Source organism: Streptomyces sp. NPDC018045 (genome assembly GCF_044327445.1).
Classification (GTDB): domain Bacteria; phylum Actinomycetota; class Actinomycetes; order Streptomycetales; family Streptomycetaceae; genus Streptomyces.
The window spans coordinates 195,729-219,542 of the sequence record NZ_JBIRFL010000004.1 but is presented as its reverse complement, the minus strand read 5'-3'; the positions used below and the strand labels follow the sequence as shown (position 1 = coordinate 219,542).

Annotated in this window: 23 protein-coding genes, 7 tRNA genes and 1 pseudogene; 18 read left to right on the top strand and 13 right to left on the bottom strand. The window is 72.5% G+C overall.

The genetic code is table 11. From position 1 onward, the window contains the following. Positions 1–66 precede the first annotated feature (66 nt). The gene (locus tag ACH4EB_RS11905) at positions 67–906 is read left to right on the top strand and encodes a TrmH family RNA methyltransferase (RefSeq protein WP_398347271.1); all 840 of its coding nucleotides are present in this window, start codon (positions 67–69) and stop codon (positions 904–906) included. 1 nt (position 907) lies between these two features. Here the strand turns inward: ACH4EB_RS11905 and ACH4EB_RS11900 are convergent, their stop codons facing one another. Both ACH4EB_RS11900 and ACH4EB_RS11895 read right to left on the bottom strand, forming a co-directional pair. After that, the gene (locus ACH4EB_RS11900; RefSeq protein ID WP_398347270.1) at positions 908–1,333 is read right to left on the bottom strand and encodes a DUF4440 domain-containing protein; all 426 of its coding nucleotides are present in this window, start codon (positions 1,331–1,333) and stop codon (positions 908–910) included. Between the two features lie 103 nt (positions 1,334–1,436). Beyond that, on the bottom strand, positions 1,437–2,942 hold the full coding sequence (locus ACH4EB_RS11895; RefSeq protein WP_398347612.1) for a protein kinase: 1,506 nt from the start codon (positions 2,940–2,942) through the stop codon (positions 1,437–1,439). A 203-nt stretch (positions 2,943–3,145) separates the two neighbouring features. Between ACH4EB_RS11895 and ACH4EB_RS11890 the strand changes: the two are divergent. After that, positions 3,146–3,410, top strand: a pseudogene (locus ACH4EB_RS11890) (hypothetical protein); the annotation flags it as partial. Between the two features lie 197 nt (positions 3,411–3,607). Further along, positions 3,608–3,814, top strand: a complete 207-nt coding sequence (locus ACH4EB_RS11885; protein WP_398347269.1) for a hypothetical protein — start codon at positions 3,608–3,610, stop codon at positions 3,812–3,814. 252 nt (positions 3,815–4,066) lie between these two features. Here the strand turns inward: ACH4EB_RS11885 and ACH4EB_RS11880 are convergent. The 5 genes from ACH4EB_RS11880 to ACH4EB_RS11860 form a co-directional block, all read right to left on the bottom strand. Beyond that, positions 4,067–4,138, bottom strand: a tRNA-Val gene (locus tag ACH4EB_RS11880). Positions 4,139–4,171: 33 nt separating this feature from the next. Beyond that, positions 4,172–4,243, bottom strand: a tRNA-Val gene (locus tag ACH4EB_RS11875). A 46-nt stretch (positions 4,244–4,289) separates the two neighbouring features. Continuing rightward, positions 4,290–4,361: transfer RNA gene (locus ACH4EB_RS11870), tRNA-Val, on the bottom strand. A gap of 1 nt (position 4,362) precedes the next feature. Then, positions 4,363–4,436, bottom strand: a tRNA-Cys gene (locus ACH4EB_RS11865). Positions 4,437–4,470: 34 nt separating this feature from the next. Next, positions 4,471–4,543, bottom strand: a tRNA-Gly gene (locus tag ACH4EB_RS11860). A gap of 177 nt (positions 4,544–4,720) precedes the next feature. Here ACH4EB_RS11860 and ACH4EB_RS11855 point away from each other — a divergent pair. The 3 genes from ACH4EB_RS11855 to ACH4EB_RS11845 are packed head-to-tail and all read left to right on the top strand — an operon-like array spanning position 4,721 to position 7,478. Then, a complete protein-coding gene (locus ACH4EB_RS11855) occupies positions 4,721–5,791 on the top strand; it encodes a chorismate-binding protein (RefSeq protein WP_398347268.1) in 1,071 nt (356 codons plus the stop codon). Then, on the top strand, positions 5,788–6,612 hold the full coding sequence (locus ACH4EB_RS11850) for an aminotransferase class IV (RefSeq protein ID WP_398347267.1): 825 nt from the start codon (positions 5,788–5,790) through the stop codon (positions 6,610–6,612). Before ACH4EB_RS11855 ends, ACH4EB_RS11850 begins: the two co-directional genes overlap by 4 nt. Positions 6,613–6,647: 35 nt before the next feature. Further along, positions 6,648–7,478, top strand: a complete 831-nt coding sequence (locus ACH4EB_RS11845; RefSeq protein WP_398347266.1) for a GNAT family N-acetyltransferase — start codon at positions 6,648–6,650, stop codon at positions 7,476–7,478. A 30-nt stretch (positions 7,479–7,508) separates the two neighbouring features. Here ACH4EB_RS11845 and ACH4EB_RS11840 read toward each other — a convergent pair whose 3' ends face one another. Beyond that, positions 7,509–8,033, bottom strand: coding sequence for a DsbA family protein (locus tag ACH4EB_RS11840; protein WP_398347265.1), 525 nt, complete (start codon positions 8,031–8,033; stop codon positions 7,509–7,511). 223 nt (positions 8,034–8,256) lie between these two features. On the opposite strand from ACH4EB_RS11840, the gene ACH4EB_RS11835 reads away from it, so the two are divergent. Together ACH4EB_RS11835 and ACH4EB_RS11830 are read left to right on the top strand one after the other, a co-directional pair. Further along, complete coding sequence (locus ACH4EB_RS11835; RefSeq protein WP_398347264.1) at positions 8,257–8,721, top strand: hypothetical protein; 465 nt, start codon at positions 8,257–8,259, stop codon at positions 8,719–8,721. A 233-nt stretch (positions 8,722–8,954) separates the two neighbouring features. Continuing rightward, on the top strand, positions 8,955–9,164 hold the full coding sequence (locus ACH4EB_RS11830; protein ID WP_398347633.1) for a hypothetical protein: 210 nt from the start codon (positions 8,955–8,957) through the stop codon (positions 9,162–9,164). Positions 9,165–9,206: 42 nt separating this feature from the next. Here the strand turns inward: ACH4EB_RS11830 and ACH4EB_RS11825 are convergent, their stop codons facing one another. Both ACH4EB_RS11825 and ACH4EB_RS11820 read right to left on the bottom strand, forming a co-directional pair. After that, on the bottom strand, positions 9,207–9,773 hold the full coding sequence (locus ACH4EB_RS11825; RefSeq protein ID WP_398347263.1) for a CGNR zinc finger domain-containing protein: 567 nt from the start codon (positions 9,771–9,773) through the stop codon (positions 9,207–9,209). 238 nt (positions 9,774–10,011) lie between these two features. Next, positions 10,012–10,425 (bottom strand): SsgA family sporulation/cell division regulator, encoded by a 414-nt coding sequence (locus ACH4EB_RS11820; protein ID WP_003987206.1) that lies wholly within the window; start codon positions 10,423–10,425, stop codon positions 10,012–10,014. Positions 10,426–10,615: 190 nt separating this feature from the next. On the opposite strand from ACH4EB_RS11820, the gene ACH4EB_RS11815 reads away from it, so the two are divergent. The 4 genes from ACH4EB_RS11815 (at position 10,616) to ACH4EB_RS11800 (ending at position 11,997) form a co-directional block, all read left to right on the top strand. After that, a complete protein-coding gene (locus ACH4EB_RS11815; protein ID WP_398347262.1) occupies positions 10,616–11,083 on the top strand; it encodes a TIGR02611 family protein in 468 nt (155 codons plus the stop codon). 74 nt (positions 11,084–11,157) lie between these two features. Next, positions 11,158–11,229, top strand: a tRNA-Val gene (locus ACH4EB_RS11810). 88 nt (positions 11,230–11,317) lie between these two features. After that, positions 11,318–11,779 (top strand): SRPBCC family protein, encoded by a 462-nt coding sequence (locus tag ACH4EB_RS11805; protein ID WP_398347261.1) that lies wholly within the window; start codon positions 11,318–11,320, stop codon positions 11,777–11,779. 146 nt (positions 11,780–11,925) lie between these two features. Further along, positions 11,926–11,997: transfer RNA gene (locus ACH4EB_RS11800), tRNA-Val, on the top strand. Between the two features lie 92 nt (positions 11,998–12,089). Here ACH4EB_RS11800 and ACH4EB_RS11795 read toward each other — a convergent pair. Further along, positions 12,090–12,815, bottom strand: coding sequence for a 3'-5' exonuclease (locus ACH4EB_RS11795; RefSeq protein ID WP_398347260.1), 726 nt, complete (start codon positions 12,813–12,815; stop codon positions 12,090–12,092). 187 nt (positions 12,816–13,002) lie between these two features. Between ACH4EB_RS11795 and ACH4EB_RS11790 the strand changes: the two genes are divergently transcribed. From ACH4EB_RS11790 to ACH4EB_RS11765, 6 genes are all read left to right on the top strand, one after another. Beyond that, positions 13,003–13,569 (top strand): DUF4365 domain-containing protein, encoded by a 567-nt coding sequence (locus ACH4EB_RS11790; protein ID WP_398347259.1) that lies wholly within the window; start codon positions 13,003–13,005, stop codon positions 13,567–13,569. Then, positions 13,569–14,759, top strand: a complete 1,191-nt coding sequence (locus tag ACH4EB_RS11785) for a hypothetical protein (protein ID WP_398347258.1) — start codon at positions 13,569–13,571, stop codon at positions 14,757–14,759. The genes ACH4EB_RS11790 and ACH4EB_RS11785 overlap by 1 nt, the downstream gene beginning before the upstream one ends. Before the next feature lie 192 nt (positions 14,760–14,951). After that, positions 14,952–16,931 (top strand): threonine--tRNA ligase, encoded by a 1,980-nt coding sequence (thrS, locus tag ACH4EB_RS11780; RefSeq protein WP_398347257.1) that lies wholly within the window; start codon positions 14,952–14,954, stop codon positions 16,929–16,931. Between the two features lie 86 nt (positions 16,932–17,017). Further along, a complete protein-coding gene (locus ACH4EB_RS11775) occupies positions 17,018–17,575 on the top strand; it encodes an HIT family protein (protein ID WP_398347256.1) in 558 nt (185 codons plus the stop codon). A gap of 111 nt (positions 17,576–17,686) precedes the next feature. Further along, positions 17,687–18,472 (top strand): polysaccharide deacetylase family protein, encoded by a 786-nt coding sequence (locus tag ACH4EB_RS11770; protein ID WP_398347611.1) that lies wholly within the window; start codon positions 17,687–17,689, stop codon positions 18,470–18,472. Further along, entirely contained in the window at positions 18,472–19,674 is a 1,203-nt protein-coding gene (locus tag ACH4EB_RS11765; protein ID WP_398347255.1) for a YncE family protein, read from the top strand. The genes ACH4EB_RS11770 and ACH4EB_RS11765 overlap by 1 nt, the downstream gene beginning before the upstream one ends. An 88-nt stretch (positions 19,675–19,762) precedes the next feature. Here ACH4EB_RS11765 and ACH4EB_RS11760 read toward each other — a convergent pair whose 3' ends face one another. Together ACH4EB_RS11760 and ACH4EB_RS11755 are read right to left on the bottom strand one after the other, a co-directional pair. Then, on the bottom strand, positions 19,763–21,433 hold the full coding sequence (locus ACH4EB_RS11760; RefSeq protein WP_398347254.1) for a hypothetical protein: 1,671 nt from the start codon (positions 21,431–21,433) through the stop codon (positions 19,763–19,765). Between the two features lie 134 nt (positions 21,434–21,567). Continuing rightward, a complete protein-coding gene (locus ACH4EB_RS11755) occupies positions 21,568–23,766 on the bottom strand; it encodes an elongation factor G-like protein EF-G2 (protein WP_398347253.1) in 2,199 nt (732 codons plus the stop codon). Positions 23,767–23,814 lie beyond the last annotated feature (48 nt).

Below are 23,814 nucleotides of genomic sequence, written 5' to 3'. Positions count from 1 at the left end.
CCGCCCTCCGACACCGGCCGCTTCCCGTCCGCGGGAAGCCCACCACCGACAAGGCACCCTCACCCCGTGGCTGACATCATCACCGTCGACGACCCGGACGACCCCCGCCTGAGCGACTACACGGGCCTGACCGACGTGGAACTGCGCCGCCGCCGGGAACCGGCCGAGGGCCTGTTCATCGCGGAGGGCGAGAAGGTCATCCGGCGCGCCCGGCACGCCGGTTACGCGATGCGCTCGATGCTCCTGTCCGCGAAGTGGGTCGACGTCATGCGCGACGTCATCGACGAGGTCCCGGCGCCGGTGTACGCGGTCAGCCCCGCCCTCGCCGAACGCGTGACGGGCTATCACGTGCACCGTGGCGCCCTGGCGTCCATGGCCCGCAAGCCGCTGCCCACGGCCGCCGAACTGCTGGCCCGGCCCGGCACCCGCCGTATCGCGGTCATGGAAGCTGTGAATGATCACACCAATATCGGCGCCGTTTTCCGGAGCGCCGCCGCCCTCGGCATGGACGCCGTCCTGCTCTCCCCGGACTGTGCCGACCCCCTCTACCGCCGCTCGGTGAAGGTCTCCATGGGCGCGGTGTTCGCCGTTCCGTACGCCCGCCTGGAGAACTGGCCCCGCGACCTGGAGACGGTCCGCGGGGCGGGCTTCCCCCTCCTGGCCCTCACCCCCGACGCCGAGGCCGTGCCCTTGGACGACGTGGCTCCGCACCGCATGGAGCGCGCGGCCCTGATGCTCGGCGCGGAAGGTGACGGCCTGTCCCCGCAGGCCCTGCGGGCAGCGGACACCTGGGTCCGCATCCCGATGGCCCACGACGTCGACTCCCTCAACGTGGGCGCCGCGGCGGCGGTGGCGTTCTACGCGGTGACGGCGGGCAGGGGGGACGGGGGACCGGCGGCCGGCTGAGTCAGGGCCGGTCGTACCAGGCGAAAGCGGTGATCCGCCAGCCCTCCGAGGTGCGGACGAACTGAATGGTCTTGGTCCCGCCGCCTTCGAACGGCGCACCGTCCAAGATCCCGGACTTGCGGTACGTGCCGAACCGCGACGCGACATCGCCCGCGATCTCGGTGCGTTCGGAGGTCTCCCACTCGACGAACTCGGTCAGCCGCCCCTCGCTCAGCAGCCGCCGGCGCGGCTCGATGAACTCCTCGACGGTGTAGACCCGGAACTCCGGGCCCGTGGCGACGATCACGCCGCTCGGGAGGACCAGCCGACGGATCCGGGCCACATCGGCAGGCCGGCCGCCCCGGTTGTCGAAGGCACCGAAGAACTCGGCGGTGACTGCATCGATCTCGGGCTTGGACTCGGCGTGATCAATCTCGGGATGGGACACGGCGTGACGCTAGCACTTGTCGGGCATCGCGTGGCAGGCGCCCACCGGGCCGGCCGGCCGCGCACCCCGCGGTCATGGGGTCAGACGGCGCCCCGTGGCCCGCTCAGCCGCGTCCCGTACCCGGTGGCACCACGGACGACGACGAGTACACCGGCCGCTCGGCCCCCGAGCCACGGGCGGGTCCCTGGCATCCCTGGGCGGCCGCGATCCCCAGCGCGACCAGCAACGTCACCGTGATGAACACGATGATCCGCTGCCGCAGCAGCCGACGGTCGGGCCCGGGCCTGCGTCCGCCGGGCGCCGTGCGCGCCCCGGTGCGGGGCGCCCGCGCCGGACGCGAACCGTTTCGTCCCGAGATACGCGCTCCCGGTACGGCCGGACGGCCCGACGGCCGCCTGCCGCCACGGGACTTCGGCGCGGCGTCCCCCGGTGCCCCGGCCCCCTGCGGAGCCCCGGCCCCCGGGGCTCCCGGCGTTCCCTGGGGCCGGGCCGGCGCGGCTCCCCGCCCCGCCGCGCTCCCACGCGGCGCCTGCGGCCGCGGCGTCGGCGTGCCGGCCGCGCGCCGCTCCGTCCGCTGCCGCGCGTACTCCTCCGCCCGCTTCCCGGTGGGCCGGTCCGCCTGCGGCCGCAGGGACCTGGCCCGGGCCGGCGTGCCGCGCTCCGACGGCGCCCCCCGCTCGGAAGGCGCCGCCGCGCCCCGCTCGGACGACGGGCCACGGCCGGCCCGCCCGCGCCCGGCCCCGCCGGGTGTCGCCTCGCCGCCGGACCCGGCCGACAGCGACAGCCCCTGCGCCTCCCGCGCCGCGATCTCCTTCAGCCGCAGCGACAGCGACAGCGTGGAGGGCCGGTCCGCCGGGTCCTTCGCCAGGCACGCCGCGAGCAGCGGCGCCAGCGCGTCCGGCACCCCGCCCAGGTGCGCCTCCTCGTGGACGACGCGGTAGAGCATGACCTCCGAACTGCCCTGGCCGAAGGGCGAGTCCGCCGTGCAGGCGTACGCGAGGGTGGCGCCGAGCGCGAAGATGTCCGTCGCCGGGGTCACCGCGGCGCCCCGTACCTGCTCCGGCGCGAGGAACCCGGGCGAGCCGACCGCCGTACCGACGTGGGTGAGCGTGCTCGCGCCGGTGGCCCACGCGATACCGAAGTCGATGATGCGCGGGCCCTTGGGGGAGAGCAGGATGTTGGACGGCTTCAGGTCGCGGTGCACCACGCCCGCGTCGTGCACCGCCAGCAGGCCCTCGGAGAGCGCGGCGCCGATCGAGGCGACCTGCGCCGGGTACAGCGGTCCCTCGTCGTTGACCTTGTCGTGCAGCGAGGGCCCGGGGACGTACTGCGTGGCGAACCACGGCCGGTCCGCGTCGAGGTCGGCGGCCACCAGCCGCGCCGTACAGCCCCCGCGGATCCGCCGCGCGGCCGACACCTCGCGGGCGAACCGGGAGCGGAACTCCTGATCCTCCGCCAGGTCCGGCCGGATGACCTTCAGGGCCACCCGCTGTCCGCGCTTGTCGGAGCCGAGGTAGACCACGCCCATCCCGCCCGCGCCGAGCCGCCGGTGCAACCGGTACGAACCGACGACACGCGGGTCCTCGCGCCGGAGCCGCATCATCGCCATGTCCATCCCCGCTGCCCGGTCCCGTCTGACGTGGCACAGCTTACGGATTGACGGCTCGCTGTGCTGATAGGCCGCGCATGAGTCGGCAGCCGGATTGTCGGTGCCGGGTGGGATCCTGAAGAAGCGGGAGGAATCCGGGCGCGGCGCGGCCCGGCCTGCCGCGTGTGCGCCCAATGTTCCGTCGCGGAAGGGGGATTGACGCGGTGAAGGGTGACCGAGTCGAGATCGTCGTGGACGCCGGGGACACGACCCGGACGTATGACGTGGTGGCGAGCAGGGCGGGCCGCAGGGTCGAGACAGCGGTGCGCAGGGGAGTGGTGGAAGTGAGCGAAGTCACCCGGAGCGGCTCCGTGGTGCGCACGGCCCGGTTCATGGCCAGCCGGGTTCTGGCCCTGGTCGAGCACCCCGTGCCGCGGGCCGAGGAGTCCGAGGCGGCCGCCGGGTGCCCGGCCCCTCCGGGATGACCCTGGGTCCCAGGGGGCCGTCTCCACCCAGGGGAGTACGCGGCGCGGCGTACCGTCATCCTCCCGGAGGCCGTGCGATCGGTACGACGGCATGACGCCCGGGGCCCGCCGGGTCCCTAATGTGGGAGGCAAGCGGCGGGCGAACGCACTCGTCCCCCGAGGTCAGACGCCCGCCGCCGCAGAAGCGACGGGAGCGGGGCGATGGCAGACATCTTTGGGCGCACGGCCGTCCGTACGCAAGGGCGCAGGGCCGCCTCGGCGTTCGGCGGGCCGCCCTCGGGTTCTCGTCATCCGCTCGTCGCGGTGGCCATGGTGCTGCCGCTGGCGGTCCTGCTCGCCGTGGTGTTCGGCGGCTGGGAAGCCGTCATGACACAGGCGTCGTCCGTGGTCGGAATGCTGGGGCGCTGAGGCGCTCCGGTCCCGGGAGAGCGGCCCGGGACGGGGGATCTTCCGGCCGACAACCCCGTGGGGACGGGGGTGCGGCGGACGGCACGAGTGGCCGGGCATCTGGGGAGATGCCCGGCCATCGGCCTGTCCGGGGCCCGCCGTCGCCTCGGTCACTCCGGACCCGGAGCGGCCCGCCGGCCTCATCCGCCGCCCCGGGAAGCCGCACGACGACCGAGGGCCGGAGCGAAGTGCTCCGGCCCTCGGCCTGCGATGTGGACGATACTGGGATTGAACCAGTGACCTCTTCCGTGTCAGGGAAGCGCTCTCCCGCTGAGCTAATCGTCCTCGGGACCACGGCCAGGGGCCGCGGGTGCTGCGTGCGCGATACTGGGATTGAACCAGTGACCTCTTCCGTGTCAGGGAAGCGCTCTCCCGCTGAGCTAATCGCGCGGGTTCCGCCCTGCCCGAAGGCGGGGGATCGGTCCTTGCGGACCAGTGGACGATACTGGGATTGAACCAGTGACCTCTTCCGTGTCAGGGAAGCGCTCTCCCGCTGAGCTAATCGTCCTTGGAGGTGGAGACGGGATTTGAACCCGTGTAGACGGCTTTGCAGGCCGTTGCCTCGCCTCTCGGCCACTCCACCAGGAGTGCGGGGGTCGGGAAGATCCCCCACTTCGAGCGGACGACGAGACTCGAACTCGCGACATCCACCTTGGCAAGGTGGTGCTCTACCAACTGAGCTACGTCCGCAGGTGCCTTTCCGGACCAGGTCCGGGGAGGAACCCCGTCTCCGTTTCGCTTCCGCGTCCCGGCGACGTGTTGAACTCTAGCGGATTCCCGGGCCAGTACAAAAACGCGTTTGTGCAGCGTGCTGCGCTGCTCGCCCGATCGGGGCGGCCGTCCGGCCCCAGCCATAGACTCGGTGGCGTGAACGACCTCCCTCCACTGGCCCGTTTCGGCGGCCGTACAGCCACTGACCTGCGCGATGTCACCCGTGATCCGGAGGCGCTGGACTCGGCGGGCTGGTGGGCCGTCGTCGCCGACTACGAGGGCGGTCTGCTCTGCGCGCGCTTCGGGGACGTCCGGGACACGGGGGCGGCGGCCCCGCCGGACCCCGCCCGCTGGCGGGGCCCGGCCCCCGGGGACTGGCGCAGCTCCCTGGACCGCGCCGCCTACATCGAGGGCGTACGGCGCATACGCGCCCACATAGCCGCGGGCGACGTCTACCAGGTGAACCTCTGCCGGATTCTCGAAGCGCCGCTGCCGGACCCCGAGCGCGCCGACATCGACACGCTGTCCGCCGTCCTGGCCCGCGGCAACCCCGCCCCGTACGCGGGCACGGTCCGGCTGCCCGCGCACGGCACCGAGGTCGCCACCGCTTCCCCCGAGCTGTTCCTGCGCCGCCGCGGGCGCACCGTCGAGTCCGGCCCGATCAAGGGCACCGGCCGGGTGCCCGAGGACCTGCGGGACAAGGACCGGGCGGAGAACGTGATGATCGTGGACCTGGTCCGCAACGACCTCGGCCGGGTCTGTCGCACCGGCTCCGTCACCGTCCCGGCACTCTGCGCCGTCGAGGCGCACCCCGGCCTGGTCCACCTCGTCTCCACGGTGCGCGGCGAGCTGGCCGACGAGCACGAGAAGACCGGCTGGGCGGACCTCTTCGGCGCCACCTTCCCGGCGGGCTCCATCACCGGCGCCCCCAAGCTCGCGTCGCAGCGCATCATCGAGGAACTGGAGACCGCGCCGCGCGGCCCGTACTGCGGCGGCATCGGCTGGGTGGACGCCGACCGCGGCACGGGCGAGCTGGCGGTCGGCATCCGTACGTTCTGGATCGACCGCGCCGCCCCCGAGGGGCCGGTGCTGCGCTTCGGCGCCGGAGCGGGCATCACCTGGGGCTCGGATCCCGAGGGGGAGTGGGACGAGACCGAACTGAAGGCCCGCAGACTGCTCGCGGTAGCGTCGGGCCTGCACGAGCCGAGCGGAGGGACACGACCATGAAGATCTGGCTCGACGGGGAGCTGCGGGAAGCCGAAGGGGCCCGGGTCTCGGTCCTCGACCACGGCCTGACGGTGGGCGACGGCGTTTTCGAGACCCTCCGGACCGTCGACGGGCGGGCCTTCGCCCTCACCCGCCACCTGGACCGGCTCTCCTCCTCCGCCCGCGGCCTCGGCCTGCCCGCGCCCGACCTCGACGAGGTCCGGCGCGCCTGCGCGGCCGTACTGGAGGCCACCCCGATGCCGCTCGGCCGGCTGCGCATCACCTACACCGGCGGTCTCTCGCCCCTGGGCTCGGACCGCGGCGAGGCGGCCCCCACCCTGGTCGTCGCGCTCGGCGAGGCCGCCCGCCGCCCCGCCACCACCGCGGTGGTCACCGTCCCCTGGACCCGTAACGAGCGCGGCGCGCTGGCGGGCCTGAAGAGCACCTCGTACGGGGAGAACGTCGTCGCGCTGGCCCGCGCCCGTGCGGCGGGCGCCTCCGAGGCGCTCTTCGGGAACACCGTCGGCCGGCTCTGCGAGGGCACCGGCTCCAACGTCTTCGTCGCCCTGGACGGCGTGCTGCACACCCCGCCGCTGTCCTCCGGCTGCCTGGCGGGCATCACCCGCGCCCTGACCGTCGAGTGGACCGGCGCCAAGGAGACCGACCTGCCGCTGGACGTCCTGGAGCGCGCCGACGAGGTCTTCCTGACCTCCACGCTCCGCGACGTGCAGGCCGTCACCCGGGTCGACGGACGCCAACTGGGTGACGGCCCCGGACCGTTGACCGCCGAGGCCATGCGGGTTTTCGCGGAGCGTGCCGCCGCCGACTTCGACCCGCGCTGATGACGTACGCCCGGGAAACCGAGTAGAAAGTCAGCGTGACCACTACGCTGCGCCCCGCCGGACCCGAAGAGCGACGCGACGACGGCGGCCGGGCCCGTACGTACGAAGTCTGCGTCAACAGCCGCCCGGTGGGCCGCATAAGCCTGGCCACCGACGCTCGGCTGGGCCTGTCCGCCGGGCGCATCGCGGATCTGCACATCGACGAACGCGACCGGCACCGCGGCCGCGGCACCGTCGCCGCCCTCGCCGCCGAAGAGGTGCTGCGCGGCTGGGGCTGCCGGCGGATCACGGTGGACGTGCCGGCCGGCTCGGAGCCGGCCCTGCGGCTGGCCGCCGCCCTCGGCTACACCGAGCACAGCCGGCGGATGCTCAAGGAACTCACCTCGCCGCCCGGGCTCCCCGCGGGCAGCACCGACCGGCCGCTCGGCGCGGCGGAGTACCCGGCCTGGCTGGCCGCCGCGCACCGCCACCACGTCGACGCGCAGGTCGCCAACGGGATGCCGCGCGAGCGCGCGGAACACAGCTCGGCGCAGGATCACCGCACCCTGCTCCCGGACGGACCGGCCACCGCGCACCAGTCGCTGCGCGTCCTGGCCCACGACGGCACGGACGTCGGCACCGTCTGGACCACCACGTACGACCCGGCCCGGCCCGGCGGCTACGTCATGGACGTCCAGGTGGCGCCGGAGCACCGCGGGCGGGGCCACGGCCGTACGCTCATGCTGATCGCCGAGCGCGAGACGCTCACCGCCGGCCGTACCGTCCTGGGGCTCAACGTCTTCGTGGACAACCCGCGGGCCCGCGGCCTCTACGAGACCCTGGGCTACCGGCCGACCGACTACTCCCTGCACAAGCTCCTGCTGTGAGCGGGCGGCCCGCCGGCCCGGCGGGCCGCGTCAGGCCCGCTCGGCCAGCAGCCGGTCGGCGATCTCCGTGATGCGCTCGCGCAGGCCGTCCTGGCTCTTGCTGCCGTCCAGCAGCTCCCCGCCGATCTCGTACGTGGGCGTGCCGGTCACCCCGATCGCCTTGCCCTCCGCCTGGTCCGCGTCGACGGCCAGCAGGTGCCGGCCGTCGATGAGGGCGGTGTCCATCTCCTCCGCGTCCAGACCCAGTTCCGCGGCCACCGCGAGCAGCAGCTTCTCGCCCTGGGCGCCCAGCTCCTCCGTACGGGCCAGGACCGCCTCCGCGTACGGCCATCCCGTGCCCTGTTCCCCGGCCTCCTCGGCGGCCTGGGCCGCGGCGTAGGCATGCCGGTGCTTGGCCAGCGGGAAGTGGCGCAGCCGGATGTCCAGCCGGTCCCCGTAGCGCTCGCGCAGGGCCCGCAGGTCGGCGAGCGCGGTGGTGCAGTCCGGGCACTGCAGCTCGCACCACACGTCGAGGACGACGGGGCGGGCGGAGCCGGAGGTCGTGGCGTCGTTCATGCGTCCAGTCTCCCAGCCCGCGGCACCCCGGCCGAACCGGCACCTGGGAAGGAGCCGGACCCCTAGATGTCCCTGAGCCTGCCCCGGATCGTGGCACCGGGCGCCCGGGAGGAGGCAGGATGGAGGCAGAAATGGGACCAGCGGGCGTCGCGCGCCGTCCGGCGCGACAGGGCCGCGTGCGTGGCGCGACGCGTCACGCAGACGATCGGCAGGAGGACCGGGGATGCTGAGCTCGACCATCTGTACCGTGGTGTCGGTGGTGGGTCTGGGCGTCGCCGCGCTGACCGCCTACCGCAAGCGCTTCCTGGCCGCGACGCGCGTCGCGGCGATCTCGCTGGTGCCCGTGGGCCTGGCGATGACCGGCGTGATCGACTGGCTCACCGGTGTGGTCTTCAAGCCCGTCGTCTGGGCGGGCTTCGGGGTGCTGGCCCTCTCCGTCGTCCTGTTCATGATCGCGAGGGTGGCCGAGCGGCACGGCCTCAAGGCCGGCGGCAGCCGCAAGGAGCGGCGCGCCGCGGCCCGGCAGCAGGGGCCGGCGGCGGTGGCGCCGAAGGCCTCCGCGCCGTCGCTCGGCGCGGGCGCCCGGGCCGGGCAGCCCGTGTCCCAGGCCAAGGGCGGGAAGAAGGGCGGCGCGCCGGAGGAGGACTTCTCCGACATCGAGGCCATCCTGAAGAAGCACGGGATCTGAGGGCCGCGCAAGCCGCTGCCCGGCGGGAGCCGCCGCCGGCGGGCTTCCCGGCAAGCGCCGTGCGGTCCGCTTCTCCGCGCGCCGTGCGGTCCGGTTCTCCGCGCGCCGTGCGGTCCGGTTCTCCGCGCCGATACGCGCCGTACGCTCCGCATGGGTGACGTCTCGGACACCGTAGCGATCACGGAAGTGCACGGGATCTGATGAACTCCCGGCGCTGAGGAGTGATCCGGGGCGTGGCGCCCGATCCGCTGCGCCATCATCGGCGCGAGATGAACGACGAGTGCGCCCTGCCCCGGGACCCCGCCGTCACAGCGGCGGACCCCCCGGCCCCCGAACCGCGTGGCTGTCTTTTCGCGTTGTCCCAGCCGCCGCTGATGCTCTTCCTCACCGTCATCGCCGTCCTCCTGCTCATCGGCGCCCTGCACGACCTCCTGTTCCTGTGAGGGCGGCCGGTGCTGCCGACGGGCCGGGTGCCGGCCGTACCGTCAGCGCGTGGCCTCGCGGCGGCGTGCCCGGTAGGCGGCGACGTGCAGCCGGTTGCCGCACGTACGGCTGTCGCAGTAACGGCGCGAACGGTTGCGGGAGAGGTCCACGAAGGCGAACCGGCAGTCCGGCGCCTCGCAGTGCCGCAGCCGCTCCCGCTCCCCGGCGACCAGCAGGAACGCCAGCGCCATGCCGCCGTCCGCCGCCAGGTGCTCGGCCACCGAGGCGCCCGGCGCGAAGTAGTGCACATGCCAGTCGTAGCCGTCGTGGTCGGTCAGCCGCGGCGTGGTGCCGGCCGCCGCCACCAGGTCGTTGAGCCGCTCCGCCGCCGTACGGTCGTCCGGCGCCGCGAAGACCCCCGCGAACCGCGCCCGCACGGCCCGTACGGCGGCCAGGTCGCGCTCGCCCAGCGTGCCCACGTCACTGACCGCGTTGCGCGCGACGAACGCCCGGAGCGCGGCGAGGTCGGTCAGGCTGTCGGTGGCGCCGGGGGCGTCACCCTCCGGCGCGGTGTTCAACAGGTCGACGACCGCGTCGAGCGCGCACCGGGTGTCGTGGGTGATCATCACGGTTTCGCTCCCTGGCCGGGTGGGGGCGGACGGCGCCGCCCCCGGTGTCCTTGCCGAATGGTCGCCGACTCTAGCGCGTCCAACAAGCCTCGGCGCCGTCTCCGCGGTGGGTCCGCGGCGACGGCGCCGGCTCGTGCTGTATGAACTTGTCGGTCCTGTTCCGTCGCCCCGAGTCGGACGGTGCAGGTGTGAGCGGTTCGGTGCGGTGGATGGCTGCGATGGGCTGCTGCGCCGCCTTTCAGTTCTCCGCGAGAATGTGGGAGAGCTCCGTGTCGAGATCGAAGTGCCGGTGCTCCGTGCCGGGTGGCACCGCCGCGTCGGTCCTCTTGAGGAACGACTCCAGGGCCCGCGCCGGGGCCTCCAGGAGGGCCTCGCCTTCCGGGGAACTCAGGGCGATGCAGACAACACCCTGTCCGTGGCTCCGGGACGGCCATACGCGGACGTCTCCGGTGCCCGTGGGCCGGTGCAGGCCCTCGGCGAGGAGGTCGCGGGCGAAGACCCACTCGACCGTTTCCTCGGCTCCGGTGTGGAAGGTCGCGTGCACGGCATAAGGATCGGCCGTGTCATACCGCAGGCCCGCGGGTACAGGCAGTGACGACTCGCTCGACACAACGAGGCGCAGGTGCAGCTCGCAGCTGACCGTGGTGTTCATAAGCGCCAGGGCCTTTCGCTCAGTGTGCGCTCGGGGATTCGCACGTCGGCGAAATCGACATGCCACCTACGGTGCCGTTGTAAACCCCTCTGAGGGTTTTGGGGGACTTCCGGTACCTCTTACGGCGGAGTTGCCAATCCTCCTCAGCGGCCATTCCGGTGACCGTCTTCTGTCGGGTAGGTTGGGCCGTATGAATACGCAGAGTGACGGGGGAGTCGGGATCGCCGCCGCGGCGGCGTCCCCGGCTGCGGACGAGAGCACCGCGGGAGAGACTGCGAAGGTGGAACAGCGACTCGGTTCCCGGGCGCCGCATTTCATCAAGCGCTCCCGGCCGCTCCACCTGAGCTGGCAGGTGGGCATCTTCATCGTCGGCCTCGCCGTGGTCGTCGGCGGCATCATCATGCTGCCGCTGCCCGGGCCGGGCTGGCTGGTGATCTTCGCGGGGATGGCGATCTGGGCGACCGAGTTCGTCTGGGCGCAGCTCGTGCTGCGCTGGACCAAGCGCAAGGTCACCGAGGCCACGCAGAAGGCCCTGGACCCGAAGGTGCGCCGCCGCAACATCATCCTGACCAGCGTCGGTGCCGTGATCATCGTGGCCGGGCTGGCGGTCTACCTGTGGAAGTTCGGCTTCGTGCTGCCGTGGAACACCGGTGAGTGAGCGGTGCCCGGCGATCCGCCCCCGCGGGTGGTCACGGGACCCCTCCGACGTGCGGTAATGTTGGCGCTGCGCCCGGGCGATTAGCTCAGCGGGAGAGCGCTTCGTTCACACCGAAGAGGTCACTGGTTCGAACCCAGTATCGCCCACACCGGATGACGGCCCGGAGGTCCCAGACCTCCGGGCCGTTGTCGCGTTCCCGGCGCCCGGTGCCCACCGGGGCGGCAGACTGTGGCCATGGCCGACTGGCAGCACGTCCTGCACCGGTACCGCTTCCGCAGCGAATGGCGGCTGTGCGCGCCGCCCCCGGCGGTCTTCGCCGTCCTGGAGGATGCGGAAACGTATCCGCAGTGGTGGCCCCAGGTCCGCCGGGTGACCCGGGTCGACGAGCGCAGCGGCACCGCGCACTTCCGGTCCCTGCTCCCGTACGTGCTCACCGTCACCGCGACCGCGACGCACCGCGACCCGGTCACCGGCACCCTGGAGATCGTGCTGCGCGGCGACCTGGAGGGCTTCGCGCGCTGGACGGTGGGCGCGGCCGGCCGCGGGACCCGCGCCGTCTTCGAGCAGGAGGTCGAGGTGCGCAAGCCGTCACTGCGCCGGCTCGCGCTGCCCGGGCGGCCGCTCTTCCGCGCCAACCACACGCTGATGATGCGCGCCGGACGCCGGGGGCTGGCCTCCCGGCTGGCCCGCAGATGACCCCCGGCCGTTCCCGCCTCCGGCCGCTCCGGGGCGCGGCCGGAGGCGGGAACGGGAATGCGCGGGCCGGGAATTTGATGGAAAGGCGCGACGGCCTGTATTGTTCAGGTCGTTCGCGGGGGAAACCCCGGGAACGGAAAAGACCCGGGCGATTAGCTCAGTGGGAGAGCGCTTCGTTCACACCGAAGAGGTCACTGGTTCGAACCCAGTATCGCCCACCGGGACCGAGGGCCGGGCCGCCAACAGGCGGCCCGGCCCTCGGCGTTGGGGCACCAATGCCGTGCGGGGCCCGGTCGCGGGCCGTCGTCGCTCAGGCCGCGGCAGGCAGTTCCGGGCGCATCGGCCAGTGCGGATCCACCGCCTCCTCCGTGCCGTTGCGCGCGAACCACGACTCCAGGCCGCGCGCCTGCGCCGCGTGCCACACCGCCTGCCGGGTGTGCAGTTGCGCCGGGCTCAGCGCCTCCAGCCGCTCCGCGTACCGCCGCCCCAGCGCCCGTACGACCTGGAGCGCGGCGAGCGCGTCCGCGGCGGCCTCGTGGGCGCCGGTCAGCTCGACCCCGTACTCCGCGCACAGGTCCGTGAGCGTACGGCGGCCCTTGCGGTAGCGGTCCAGATGCTTGTCCAGCACCCGGGGGTCCAGCACGGACAGCGGGTGGGCGCCCAGGTAGTGGGTGAGCGAGGCGGCGCGGTGCCGCCGCAGCTCGCGGTCCAGCAGCGTCAGGTCGAACGGTGCGTTCATCACGATCAGCGGCCGTCCGGCGAGCGACTGGTCGGTCAGCGCCCGGGCCACCTCCTCCATGACGGGCGACGGCCAGCGGCCGTACAGGGCCAGGTGCTCGGCCGTCAGGCCGTGCACGGCGGTGGCCGCTTCGGGGATCGGGACGCCCGGGTTGACCAGCCACCGGGTGACGCGGGGGACGCTGCGCGGGGTTTCCTGGACGACCAGGGCGGCGGACACGATGCGATCTCGCTCCACGTCGATCCCGGTCGTCTCGGTGTCGAAGGAGGCCAGCGGACCGTCGTACCAGCACGGCATCTTCACAACTCCTCGCGCTCGTGCGGCGGGTGGCCCGGCGCGGCCACCCGACCAGGTGATACCCGAGGCTTCCGGTTGTCGAACCGTCCTGGTTTGTTGACCACTTGGGGCGGACAAGAACACCCCAACGGGCCGCCGCCTCGGTGCCGGCCCCTTCGAACGACCCGGCCCGGAAGGCACTTGAGCGATGACGCTCGCGCAGCCCGACCCGGGGGGACCGGTGCCCGCGCGCACGGCTTCGCTGCGCGGCGCGCTCGCCACCACGGCCTGTATGGAGACGCTCCAGGTGGGCTATCTTCACGCGGTGGCCGCCGCGTCGGGCTGCTCGCTGGCCCAGCCCTTCCCGGACAACGGCATCGACTGGCACGTCAGCCACGGCGCGCCCGGACATGCCGTCGACGACGAAGTGACCATCAAGGTGCAGTTGAAGTGCACGTACCAGATCGGCCCCCGGCCGCCGGGTGCCAGCTTCGGCTTCACCCTGGACAACGCCCACCTGGTCAAGCTCGCGCGGACACCCGTGGCGGTGCACAAGATCCTGGTCGTGATGCTGGTGCCGCGGACCCAGGAGGACTGGCTGTGGGCGGACCAGGACCGCCTCGAACTGCGGCACTGCTGCTACTGGATCAACCTGGCCGGCCACGAGGTGACCGGCCGGCGCAGGACCAACGTGCGGATCCCGACCACGCGGATCTTCGACGACCGCGCGCTCTGCGAGATCATGACGCGGGTCGGGGCGGGAGGGAGACCCTGATGCACCGGCCGACCGACGACTACGCATTCCGGCTTCCGGACCCGGCTCAACTGGATCCGGCGGTGCTCGGCGCCCTGCTGGCGCGGCACGGCTGGCGGCGGCGGGGAGGCGCCGCCGGCCACTACGCCCGCTGGACTCCGCCCGGCGGAGCCGCCGGGGGCACCAGCCTGCTCGTACCGCAGACCCGGACGTTCCCGGACAGCACCGACCTCATCGCGGAGGCACTGGCCGCCCTCGCGCACAGCGCCGCGCCGTCCGCGCGCGAGGTCCTGGCGGCGCTCGCGGTGCCCAGCGACGAGGTGCGCTGGGAGCGCGAGGTCCCGGAGGACGGCATCGGCGGCACCCCGTGGGTCGCGCAGGAGCAGCTCCGCACCGCGGCGCGCTCGATGCTGATGGCCGGTGTCCTCGGCACGTACGGACGGGCGGGTTTCTACGGCGCCCGGCACAAGCGCAAGGCCGAGGCCTTCATGGCGGACGTGCTGGTCGGGCCCGCGCCGGCCGGCCGGCGGCTGACCGCGTACGTGCCGGTGGCGGCCGGCCGCGCGGCCGTCGCCGGGCTGCAGCGCGCCCTGCACGCGACCCGCGACGCCACGGACTACCAGCGGGCGACCGGCGGGATGGAGGCGTTCGACGCCGCCGTGGAGCTGGGCGTCTGCCACGAGCTGGCGGAGGCGCTGATCTCGCTGGTGCGGGACGCGGAGGGGGTGCGGATCTCGGTGGAGTGGTCGCCGGGGGCGGGCCCGCCGCCCGGCTTCGCGGCCCGGCCCGAACCGGTCGAGTTCTCGCCCGGTGACCTGCCCGCGCTCCAGCAGGCCGCCCAGCGCTACGTCCGCGACGAGCCGTCGCTGCCGGTGCGGGTGACCGGCGCGGTGGTACGGCTGCGGCGCGAGCGGCCCGGCGGCCCCGGCGTGGTGCGGCTGCGGGTGCTGTCCGGGGCCGACGTGCTCCAGGTACGGGTCGCGCTGGACGAGGAGGACTACCGCATCGCCGGACACGCCCACCTGGTCGGCCTGCCGATCCGGGTCAGCGGCCGGCTGGAGAGCCGGGGCGGCTTCCGCCGCATCACCGGCGCGTCGGATGTCACACCCGTCCAGGTGGACGAGGCGGAACGGGACCGGCTGCTGAAGTCGCTCCAGGAGAACCTGGACTTCTTCGAGGAGGCGTGCGGGGGGCCGCTACCGGGCGAGTGACGGGCGGGCGTGCGGCCGGGCGGGTGGCCGGCCGCACGCTGCCCGGCCGCCGTACGAGGGAGAGCGGGGTGGGGGGGCGGCCCCGGTGCAGGGGCGCCGCCGTAACCGTTTCGCGAGGAAGACCGGTGGCTCGGTACGATTCGGCTGCGCAGCAATCGCTGACGCGCAGGAGACATGAGTCAGGAGAGACCGGTGTCAGACGTCCGTGTGGCCATCCAACGCGATTCCGAGCGGGAAGAACGCGTGGTGACCACGGGCACTACGGCCGCCGACCTCTTCCAGGGCGAGCGCTCGGTCGTCGCCGCCCGCGTCGCCGGGCAGCTCAAGGACCTGGCGTACCAGCTCGTCGAGGGCGACGAGGTCGAGCCCGTCGACATCGGCAGCGAGGACGGCCTGAACATCCTGCGCCACTCCACCGCGCACGTGATGGCGCAGGCCGTGCAGGAGCTGTTCCCGGAGGCGAAGCTGGGCATCGGCCCGCCCATCAAGGACGGCTTCTACTACGACTTCGACGTCGAGACCCCGTTCACCCCCGAGGACCTCAAGCGCATCGAGAAGAAGATGCAGGAGATCCAGAAGCGCGGGCAGAAGTTCGCCCGGCGCGCGGTGAGCGACGACGACGCCCGCGCCGAGCTGGCCGGCGAGCCGTACAAGCTGGAGCTGATCGGCCTCAAGGGCTCCGCCGCGGAGGCGGCCGAGGGCGCGTCCGCCGAGGTCGGCGCCGGTGAGCTGACCATCTACGACAACCTCGACGCCAAGAGCGGCGACCTGTGCTGGAAGGACCTGTGCCGCGGCCCGCACCTGCCCAGCACCCGGGTCATCCCCGCCTTCAAGCTGATGCGCTCGGCCGCCGCGTACTGGCGCGGCAGCGAGAAGAACAAGCAGCTCCAGCGCATCTACGGCACCGCCTGGCCGACCAAGGACGAGCTGAAGGCGTACCTGGAGTTCCTGGCGGAGGCGGAGAAGCGCGATCACCGCAAGCTGGGGGCGGAGCTGGACCTGTTCTCGATTCCGGAGGACATCGGTTCGGGTCTGGCGGTCTTCCACCCCAAGGGCGGCATCATCCGCCGGGTCATGGAGGACTACTCGCGGCGGCGTCACGAGGAGGCGGACTACGAGTTCGTCTACACCCCGCACGCCACCAAGGGGAAGCTGTTCGAAAAGTCGGGCCACCTGGACTGGTACGCCGATGGCATGTACCCGCCCATGCAGCTCGACGAGGGCGTGGACTACTACCTCAAGCCCATGAACTGCCCGATGCACAACCTGATCTTCGACGCGCGCGGCCGCTCGTACCGCGAACTGCCGCTGCGTCTGTTCGAGTTCGGGACCGTGTACCGGTACGAGAAGTCCGGCGTGGTGCACGGCCTGACCCGCGCCCGCGGCTTCACCCAGGACGACGCGCACATCTACTGCACCAAGGAGCAGATGGCGGACGAGCTGGACGCCACGCTCACCTTCGTCCTGGACCTGCTGCGCGACTACGGTCTGACCGACTTCTACCTGGAGCTGTCCACCAAGGACCCGGAGAAGTTCGTCGGCTCGGACGAGGTCTGGGAAGAGGCCACCGAGACGCTGCGCAAGGTCGCCGAGAAGCAGGGCCTGCCGCTGGTACCCGACCCGGGCGGTGCCGCGTTCTACGGCCCGAAGATCTCCGTACAGACCAAGGACGCCATCGGCCGCACCTGGCAGATGTCGACCGTCCAGCTAGACTTCAACCTGCCGGAGCGCTTCGACCTGGAGTACACCGCACCGGACGGCTCCAAGCAGCGCCCGGTCATGATCCACCGTGCCCTCTTCGGCTCCATCGAGCGCTTCTTCGCGGTGCTGCTGGAGCACTACGCGGGCGCGTTCCCGGTGTGGCTGGCCCCGGTGCAGGCCACCGGTATCCCGATCGGCGACGACCACGTCCCCTACCTCCAGGAGTTCGCCGCCGAGGCCAAGAAGAAGGGCCTCCGTGTCGACGTGGACGCGTCCTCGGACCGGATGCAGAAGAAGATCAGGAACGCGCAGCGCAGCAAGGTGCCGTACATGATCATCGCGGGTGACGAGGACGTGGCCAACGGCGCGGTGTCCTTCCGCTACCGCGACGGGTCGCAGAAGAACGGTATCCCGAAGGCCCAGGCCATCGCGGAGATCCTGGACGCGGTGGAGCGCCGGGTCCAGGTGTGAGACGGGCCCCGCACGCGCGGGGCCGAAGAGGGGCGGTCCCGTCGCGGGGGCCGCCCCTCGCCGCGTTCCGGCGCGGGCCGGGGAATATGCTGGCCCGCATGACGAGTGAGCCGGAGCAGCAGATCGGAGTCGGGACACAGGACGCCTTCCAGCGCCTGTGGACGCCCCACCGGATGGCGTACATCCAGGGGGAGAACAAACCGTCCGGACCGGGCGCCGAGGACGGTTGCCCCTTCTGCACGATTCCGGCCAAGTCGGACGAGGACGGGCTGGTGATCGCCCGCGGCGAGCAGGTGTACGCGGTGCTCAACCTCTACCCGTACAACGGCGGCCACCTGATGTCGGTGCCGTACCGCCACGTGGCCGACTACACCGAGCTGGACCGGGCCGAGACCCTGGAGCTGGCCGAGTTCACCAAGCGGGCGATGACCACGCTGCGGGCCGCCTCCGGTGCGCACGGCTTCAACATCGGCCTCAACCAGGGTGCCGTCGCCGGTGCCGGTATCGCCGCCCACCTGCACCAGCACGTCGTGCCGCGCTGGGGCGGCGACACCAACTTCATGCCCGTGGTGGGCCAGACGAAGGTGCTTCCGCAGCTCCTGGCCGACACCCGGGCGATGCTGGCCGACGCCTGGCCGCAGTAGCCCGGACGCCGCAGCGCGGGCCGAGACACGCGCTGCGGTAAATCCGATAAAGCGACAAATGCGGACACGTTGCCCTCTAATGGTGGGGTGACTTCCCTGCATCGTCGCTCCGTGCTGCGCGCCGCCTCGGCCGTGACCGCCGGTGCGCTCGCGTCGGGGTGTGCGACAGCCCGTACGGACACCGCTCCCGTACGGGCCTCCGGCTCCCCGTCGGCCGACGGGACCGGCTCGCCCGGACCGGGGACGCGGCCCTCGGGCGCCGCCCGGGCCGCCCGCCCGCCGACCCGCGCGCCCGGCCTGCCCGTACAGATCCAGCACGGGCCCCCGCGCGGCAACGCCGTCGCCCTCACCTTCCACGGCCAGGGCGACGCGAGGACGGCCACCGCACTGCTCGGCGAGGCCGAACGGGCCGGCGCCCGGGTGACCGTGCTGGCCGTCGGCAGTTGGCTCGACGAGCAGCCGCGGATGGCCCGCCGCGTCCTCGACGGCGGCCACGAACTGGGCAACCACACCCAGCGCCACCTCGACATCTGCGCCCTCGCGGCGGACGAGGCGTACGCCGAGATCACCGGGTGCGCCGACCGGTTGCGGAAGCTGACCGGCACGATCGGAAGCTGGTTCCGCCCCTCCCGTACGCGGTACGCCACCGCACTGGTGACCCGGCTGGCCCGGGAGGCCGGCTATCCGCACGTCCTCTCCTACGACGTCGACTCCCTCGACGCGGACGATCCCGGCGCCCCCGCCGTCCAGCGCACCGTGCTGGACCGGGTCCGGCCGGGCTCCATCGTGAGCCTCCACCTCGGGCACGCCGGCACGGTTGCCGCGCTGCCCCCGATCCTCGACGGCCTGCACCGGCGCGGACTGCGCGCGGTGACGACAACGGAGCTTGTGACCTGATGGCTGACCGGACCCCAACCCAGGATCAGAAACGTGCTCGTACCGGCCGGCGGGCCGCGCTGCTGGCCGTCGCCTGCGCACTGACGGCGGCGGGGTGCGGCGGCGGCGGGACGAAGGCCGCCGACAGCAGCCCCGGGGCCACCCCGGCCTCGCCCGCGAAGGCCGCCAAGTCGCTGCTGCCGGGCATGCCGCCGCCGCTGGACGACCAGGACGTCTACGCGGCGGACCGCCCGAACAAGCTCGCGCCGCAGGTCAAGGACTTCCCCTCGCGCGTGTACGTGCCCAACACCGGCTCGGACACGGTCAGCGTCATCGACCCGAAGACCTACCAGGTCATCGAGACCATCCCGGTGGGGGTGCAGCCGCAGCACGTCGTCCCGTCGTGGGACATGAAGACGCTGTGGGTGAACAACAACCGCGGCCACGACCTGACGCCGATCAACCCGGCGACCGGCAGGACCGGCAAGGCGGTGGACGTGCACGACCCGTACAACCTGTACTTCACGCCGAACGGCAAGTACGCGGTCGTGATGGCCTCCATGGACAAGGAACTGGTCTTCCGCGACCCGAAGACGATGACGGTGCGCAAGACCGTCCCGGTCACCTGCGCGGGCGTCAACCACGCGGACTTCTCGGCGGACGGGAAGTACTTCATCGTCTCCTGCGAGTTCTCGGGCGAACTGCTGAAGGTCGACACCGAGCGGATGAAGGTGGTCGGACAGCGGAAACTGCCGTTCCGGGGCGCCATGCCGCAGGACGTGAAGATGTCGCCGGACGGCAGGACCTGGTACATCGCGGACATGATGGCCGACGGCATGTGGGTGCTGAACGGCGACACGTTCGAGCAGCCCCGCCTGATGCCGACCGGCAAGGGCACCCACGGCCTCTACGTGAGCCGCGACTCGAAGAAGATGTACATCTCCAACCGGGGCGAGGGCTCCGTGTCCCTGCTCGACTTCAAGAGCGGCAAGCTCGTGGACAAGTGGCACATCCCCGGCGGCGGCAGCCCGGACATGGGCGGTGTGTCCGCCGACGGCAACGTGCTGTGGCTGTCCGGCCGCTACAACTCCGAGGTCTACGCGATGGACACCCGTACCGGAAAGACCCTCGCCAAGATCCCGGTCGGCGAGGGCCCGCACGGCCTGGCGGTGTATCCGCAACCGGGACGGTACTCACTGGGGCACACGGGGATCTTCCGGTAGGCGACCGGGCGGCGTCCACGGGCGCCCTGGACCGGAGCTCCGGCCGCTCGGGCGCCCCGGGGTTCTCGGCCGGCCGCCGCGACAGCGGCTACGCGTTGTACTCGTCGGCCTTCCGCGGCTCCGCCGCCTGCACCTGGCCGCTGAGCACCAGCGAGCGGCTGTCGAAGCGCGAGGTGTCCACGCCGTTCTCCTTGAGCACGGACAGGGCCGCGGAGTGCACCACGCGCAGCACCGGGGTCGCCGCGCGCAGCGCGTCGTCGGCCATGAAGCGGTGCCGCCAGGGCTTGTCGGCCCAGGCGTGCCGCAGACCGAACGGCTCCGGCAGGGTCAGCTTCCCGCCGAGGAACTCCAGGAAGCCGGGGAACCACGTCAGCGGGGCGCGGGCGGCGAGCCGTACCACCTCGCTCGCGTCCACGAGCGGCAGGCTCACGGACTTGGTCTCCCAGAACTTGACCGTCTTGGAGACGCTCTTGCTCTTCGGCGCCGGCTTGGAGGTGAACAGCGGATTCACCGGGCCGAGGGCGTGGCCGGTGACCTCCACCCGCAGCGTCTCGTGCAGCACGGTGACCGTGATCAGCAGCGTTATCACCAGTTGGCCGTCCCACAGCACGAACTGCACACCGAGGTAGTGCCGGCTGCCGCTGCCGAACTGCTGCTCGTTGCAGATCCGCTCTATCTCGTGGCCGCGCACCTGGAAGGCCTCCATCTCGGTGCCCCCGGGACGGGAGACGGAGGTGGCCTTCTCGCCGACCGGCACCACGACCCAGTGGCGTACGGAGGGGGCGTCCTTGAAGCCGCCGGTGTGCAGCGGGCTGCGCTCCAGCAGACGCAGCCGGTCGTGGATGACGCGGATCACGTCGTAGCTGCGGAACGGGTTGATCTCGCCGCCCGCCGCGGCGGGCCGCAGCTCCTCGGCCATCTGCCAGCTCCCCCAGCGGGTGCCCATGCCGAGTATGCCGTTGGGGCCCGCGTAGAAGGCGACGTTGCTGTGCTGCTCGGCGGTGAGCTTGGCCAGGCTCTGGCGCATCTGCTCGGCGGCGGTCTCGTTCGGGTCCTTGGGGACCGCCTCGGGGATCTTGGCGCCCACCCCGCCGCCTTCGAGCAGCCCCTTCCAGGCGTCCCGCAGATCCTTCGCGGTGGTCTCACTGATCCGCTTCGCCCACCACCAGCCGATCACCGGCACCACCACCATGGCGCGCAGATACACCGACCAGAAACCGGTGAACGGCAGCTTGACCAGGAAGAGCACCGCGATGGCGGCGATCGCGAGCATCAGCGCCACACCGAGCGCCGAGGTGCCGGTGCCCTGCGCCTTCGAGAGCAGCTTCTTGAGCTGGAACGCGCCCAGCCACAGCAGCACGCCGGGCAGGAACAGCAGGCCGAAGCCCAGCATCAGGGCGGTCAGTTTCACATCGCGGATCTTGCGGATGCGGCTGGCCGCGAGGCAGTGCTCGACGACCGTCTGCGGTTCGATGCCGAAGGACTGGATGAGCGCGCCGCGGGCGCCGCCGAGCATCCGCAGTTGCAGCGCGCGGGAGAACGCCTCCCCGAGATTCGGCTCGAACAGGGAGAGTTTGGCCGGTTTGATCACCGACTTCGCGGTGCTGGAGTCGGCCTTGGAGATGTCGGCGAGCGGATTGTCCCGGTACGCCGCCGAGGCCAACGCCTGGGTGGCCGCGGTCTGTCCGGCACCGCCGGACAGCGGGACCTGCGCCCCGGGACTGAAGTCGAAGCCGTCTGCTGCCACTGCCGCCCCCATCGCCCGCCCGCATCCGCTGCTGCGGCCTTCTTCCCAACCACCGTCGGTCGCACACCTTCTGAGCTGCGATCACAGCGTACCGCCGCCGTCCACCCCGGGAGTGCCGAGGTGGACGACCGGCGACGGGCCGCGGATCAGGAGCCGTTGTCCTCCTGCTCCCGGAGCTTCGCGGCGAGTTGGGCCGGCATCGGCTCGTGCCGTGTGTAGGACCGGTGGAAGCGCCCGGTGCCGTGCGAGAGGGAGCGCAGGTCCACCGCGTACCGGCTGATCTCGATCTCCGGCACCTCGGCCCGTACGAGAGTGCGCCCGTGCCCCGCCTGCTCGGTGCCGACCACGCGGCCGCGCCGCCCGGACAGATCGCTCATCACCGCGCCGACGAAGTCGTCCGGAACCAGTACGGTCACCTCGGCCACCGGCTCCAGCAGATGGATCCGGGCGTCGCCGGCGGCCTCGCGCAGCGCCAGGGCGCCGGCCGTCTGGAACGCGGCGTCGGAGGAGTCCACCGAGTGGGCCTTGCCGTCCAGCAGCGTGACCCGGATGTCGACCAGCGGATACCCGGCCGCGACGCCGCGCGCCGCCTGCGCCCGTACGCCCTTCTCGACGGACGGGATGAACTGCCGGGGCACCGCGCCGCCCACGACCTTGTCCACGAACTCGATGCCGCTGCCGCCGGGCAGCGGCTCCACCTCGATCTCGCAGATCGCGTACTGGCCGTGCCCGCCGGACTGCTTCACGTGCCGCCCGCGGCCCGCCGCCCGCCCGCCGAAGGTCTCCCGCAGCGAGACCTTGTACGGCACGGTGTCGACCTGCACGCCGTACCGGGACCGCAGCCGCTCCAGGGCCACGTCGACGTGTGCCTCGCCCAGGCACCACAGCACCACCTGGTGGGTGCCCTGGTTGTGCTCCAGGCGCATCGTCGGGTCCTCGGCGACGAGGCGGGACAGGCCCTGGGAGAGCTTGTCCTCGTCCGCCTTGCTGTGCGCCTGGATGGCGACCGGCAGCAGTGGGTCCGGCATCGTCCACGGCTCCATCAGGAGCGGCGCGTCCTTGTCGGAGAGGGTGTCGCCGGTCTCGGCGCGGGTCAGCTTCGCCACACAGGCCAGATCGCCGGCGATCGCCTTGGACAAGGAGCGCTGGACCTTGCCGAACGGGGCGGACAGGGCGCCGATCCGCTCGTCCACGTCGTGGTCCTCGTGGCCGCGGTCCTCCAGGCCGTGCCCGGACACGTGCACCGTCTCGTCCGGGCGCAGGGTGCCGGAGAAGACCCGTACCAGCGAGAGCCGGCCGACGTAGGGGTCGGAGGAGGTCTTGACCACCTCCGCGACCAGCGGGCCCGCCGGGTCGCAGGTCAGCGCGGGGCGGGGCTTGCCGTCGGGGGTGGTGACCGCGGGGGCCTCGCGTTCGGCGGGGGTGGGGAAGCCACGGGCGATCAGGTCCAGCAGCTCGACGGTGCCCAGCCCCTGCCTGGCGCCCTCGGCGGCCGGCGCCGCGGCCAGTACGGGGTGGAAGGTGCCGCGGGCGACCGCCGTCTCCAGGTCGCCGATGAGCGTTTTCACGTCGATGTCCTCGCCGGCGAGGTAGCGGTCCATCAGGGACTCGTCCTCGCTCTCGGCGATGATGCCCTCGATGAGCCGGTTGCGGGCCTCCTCGATCAGCGGCAGCTCGTCGGGCTCCGGCGCGCGCTCGACGCGTTCGCCGGAGGAGTAGTCGAAGACCCGCTGGGTGAGCAGGCCGATCAGGCCGTGCACCGGCGCGTGGCCGTCGGCGCCCGCCGCGCCGTACAGCGGCAGGTACAGGGGGAGCACGGCGTCGGGGTCGTCACCGCCCAGGGTGGCGCCGCACAGCCGCGTCATCTGGTCGAAGTCGGCGCGGGCCGCCTCCAGGTGCGTGATGACCAGCGCGCGGGGCATGCCGACCGCGGCGCACTCGTCCCAGACCATGCGGGTCGCGCCGTCCACGCCGTCCGCCGCCGAGACGACGAAGAGGGCCGCGTCCGCTGCCCGCAGACCGGCCCTCAGCTCTCCGACGAAGTCGGCGTACCCGGGTGTGTCCAGTACGTTGATCTTGATGCCGCCCCAGTCGACGGGGACCAGGGACAGTTGCACCGACCGCTGCTGCCGGTGCTCGATCTCGTCGTAGTCCGACAGGCAGCCGCCGTCCTCGACCCGGCCCGCCCGGTTGACCGCGCCGGTCGCCAGCGCGAGCGCCTCCACCAGCGTCGTCTTCCCCGCACCACTGTGGCCGACCAGCACCACATTCCTCAGGGACGTGGGCTGGTCGGCCGATGTCGCCCTGCCGGCGGCTCCCGGATGTGTCCTCGTCTTCTCGCCCATGTGTCTCGCCTCCCGGTCGACACTTTGCGGTGGTTCGAGCTTTCCACC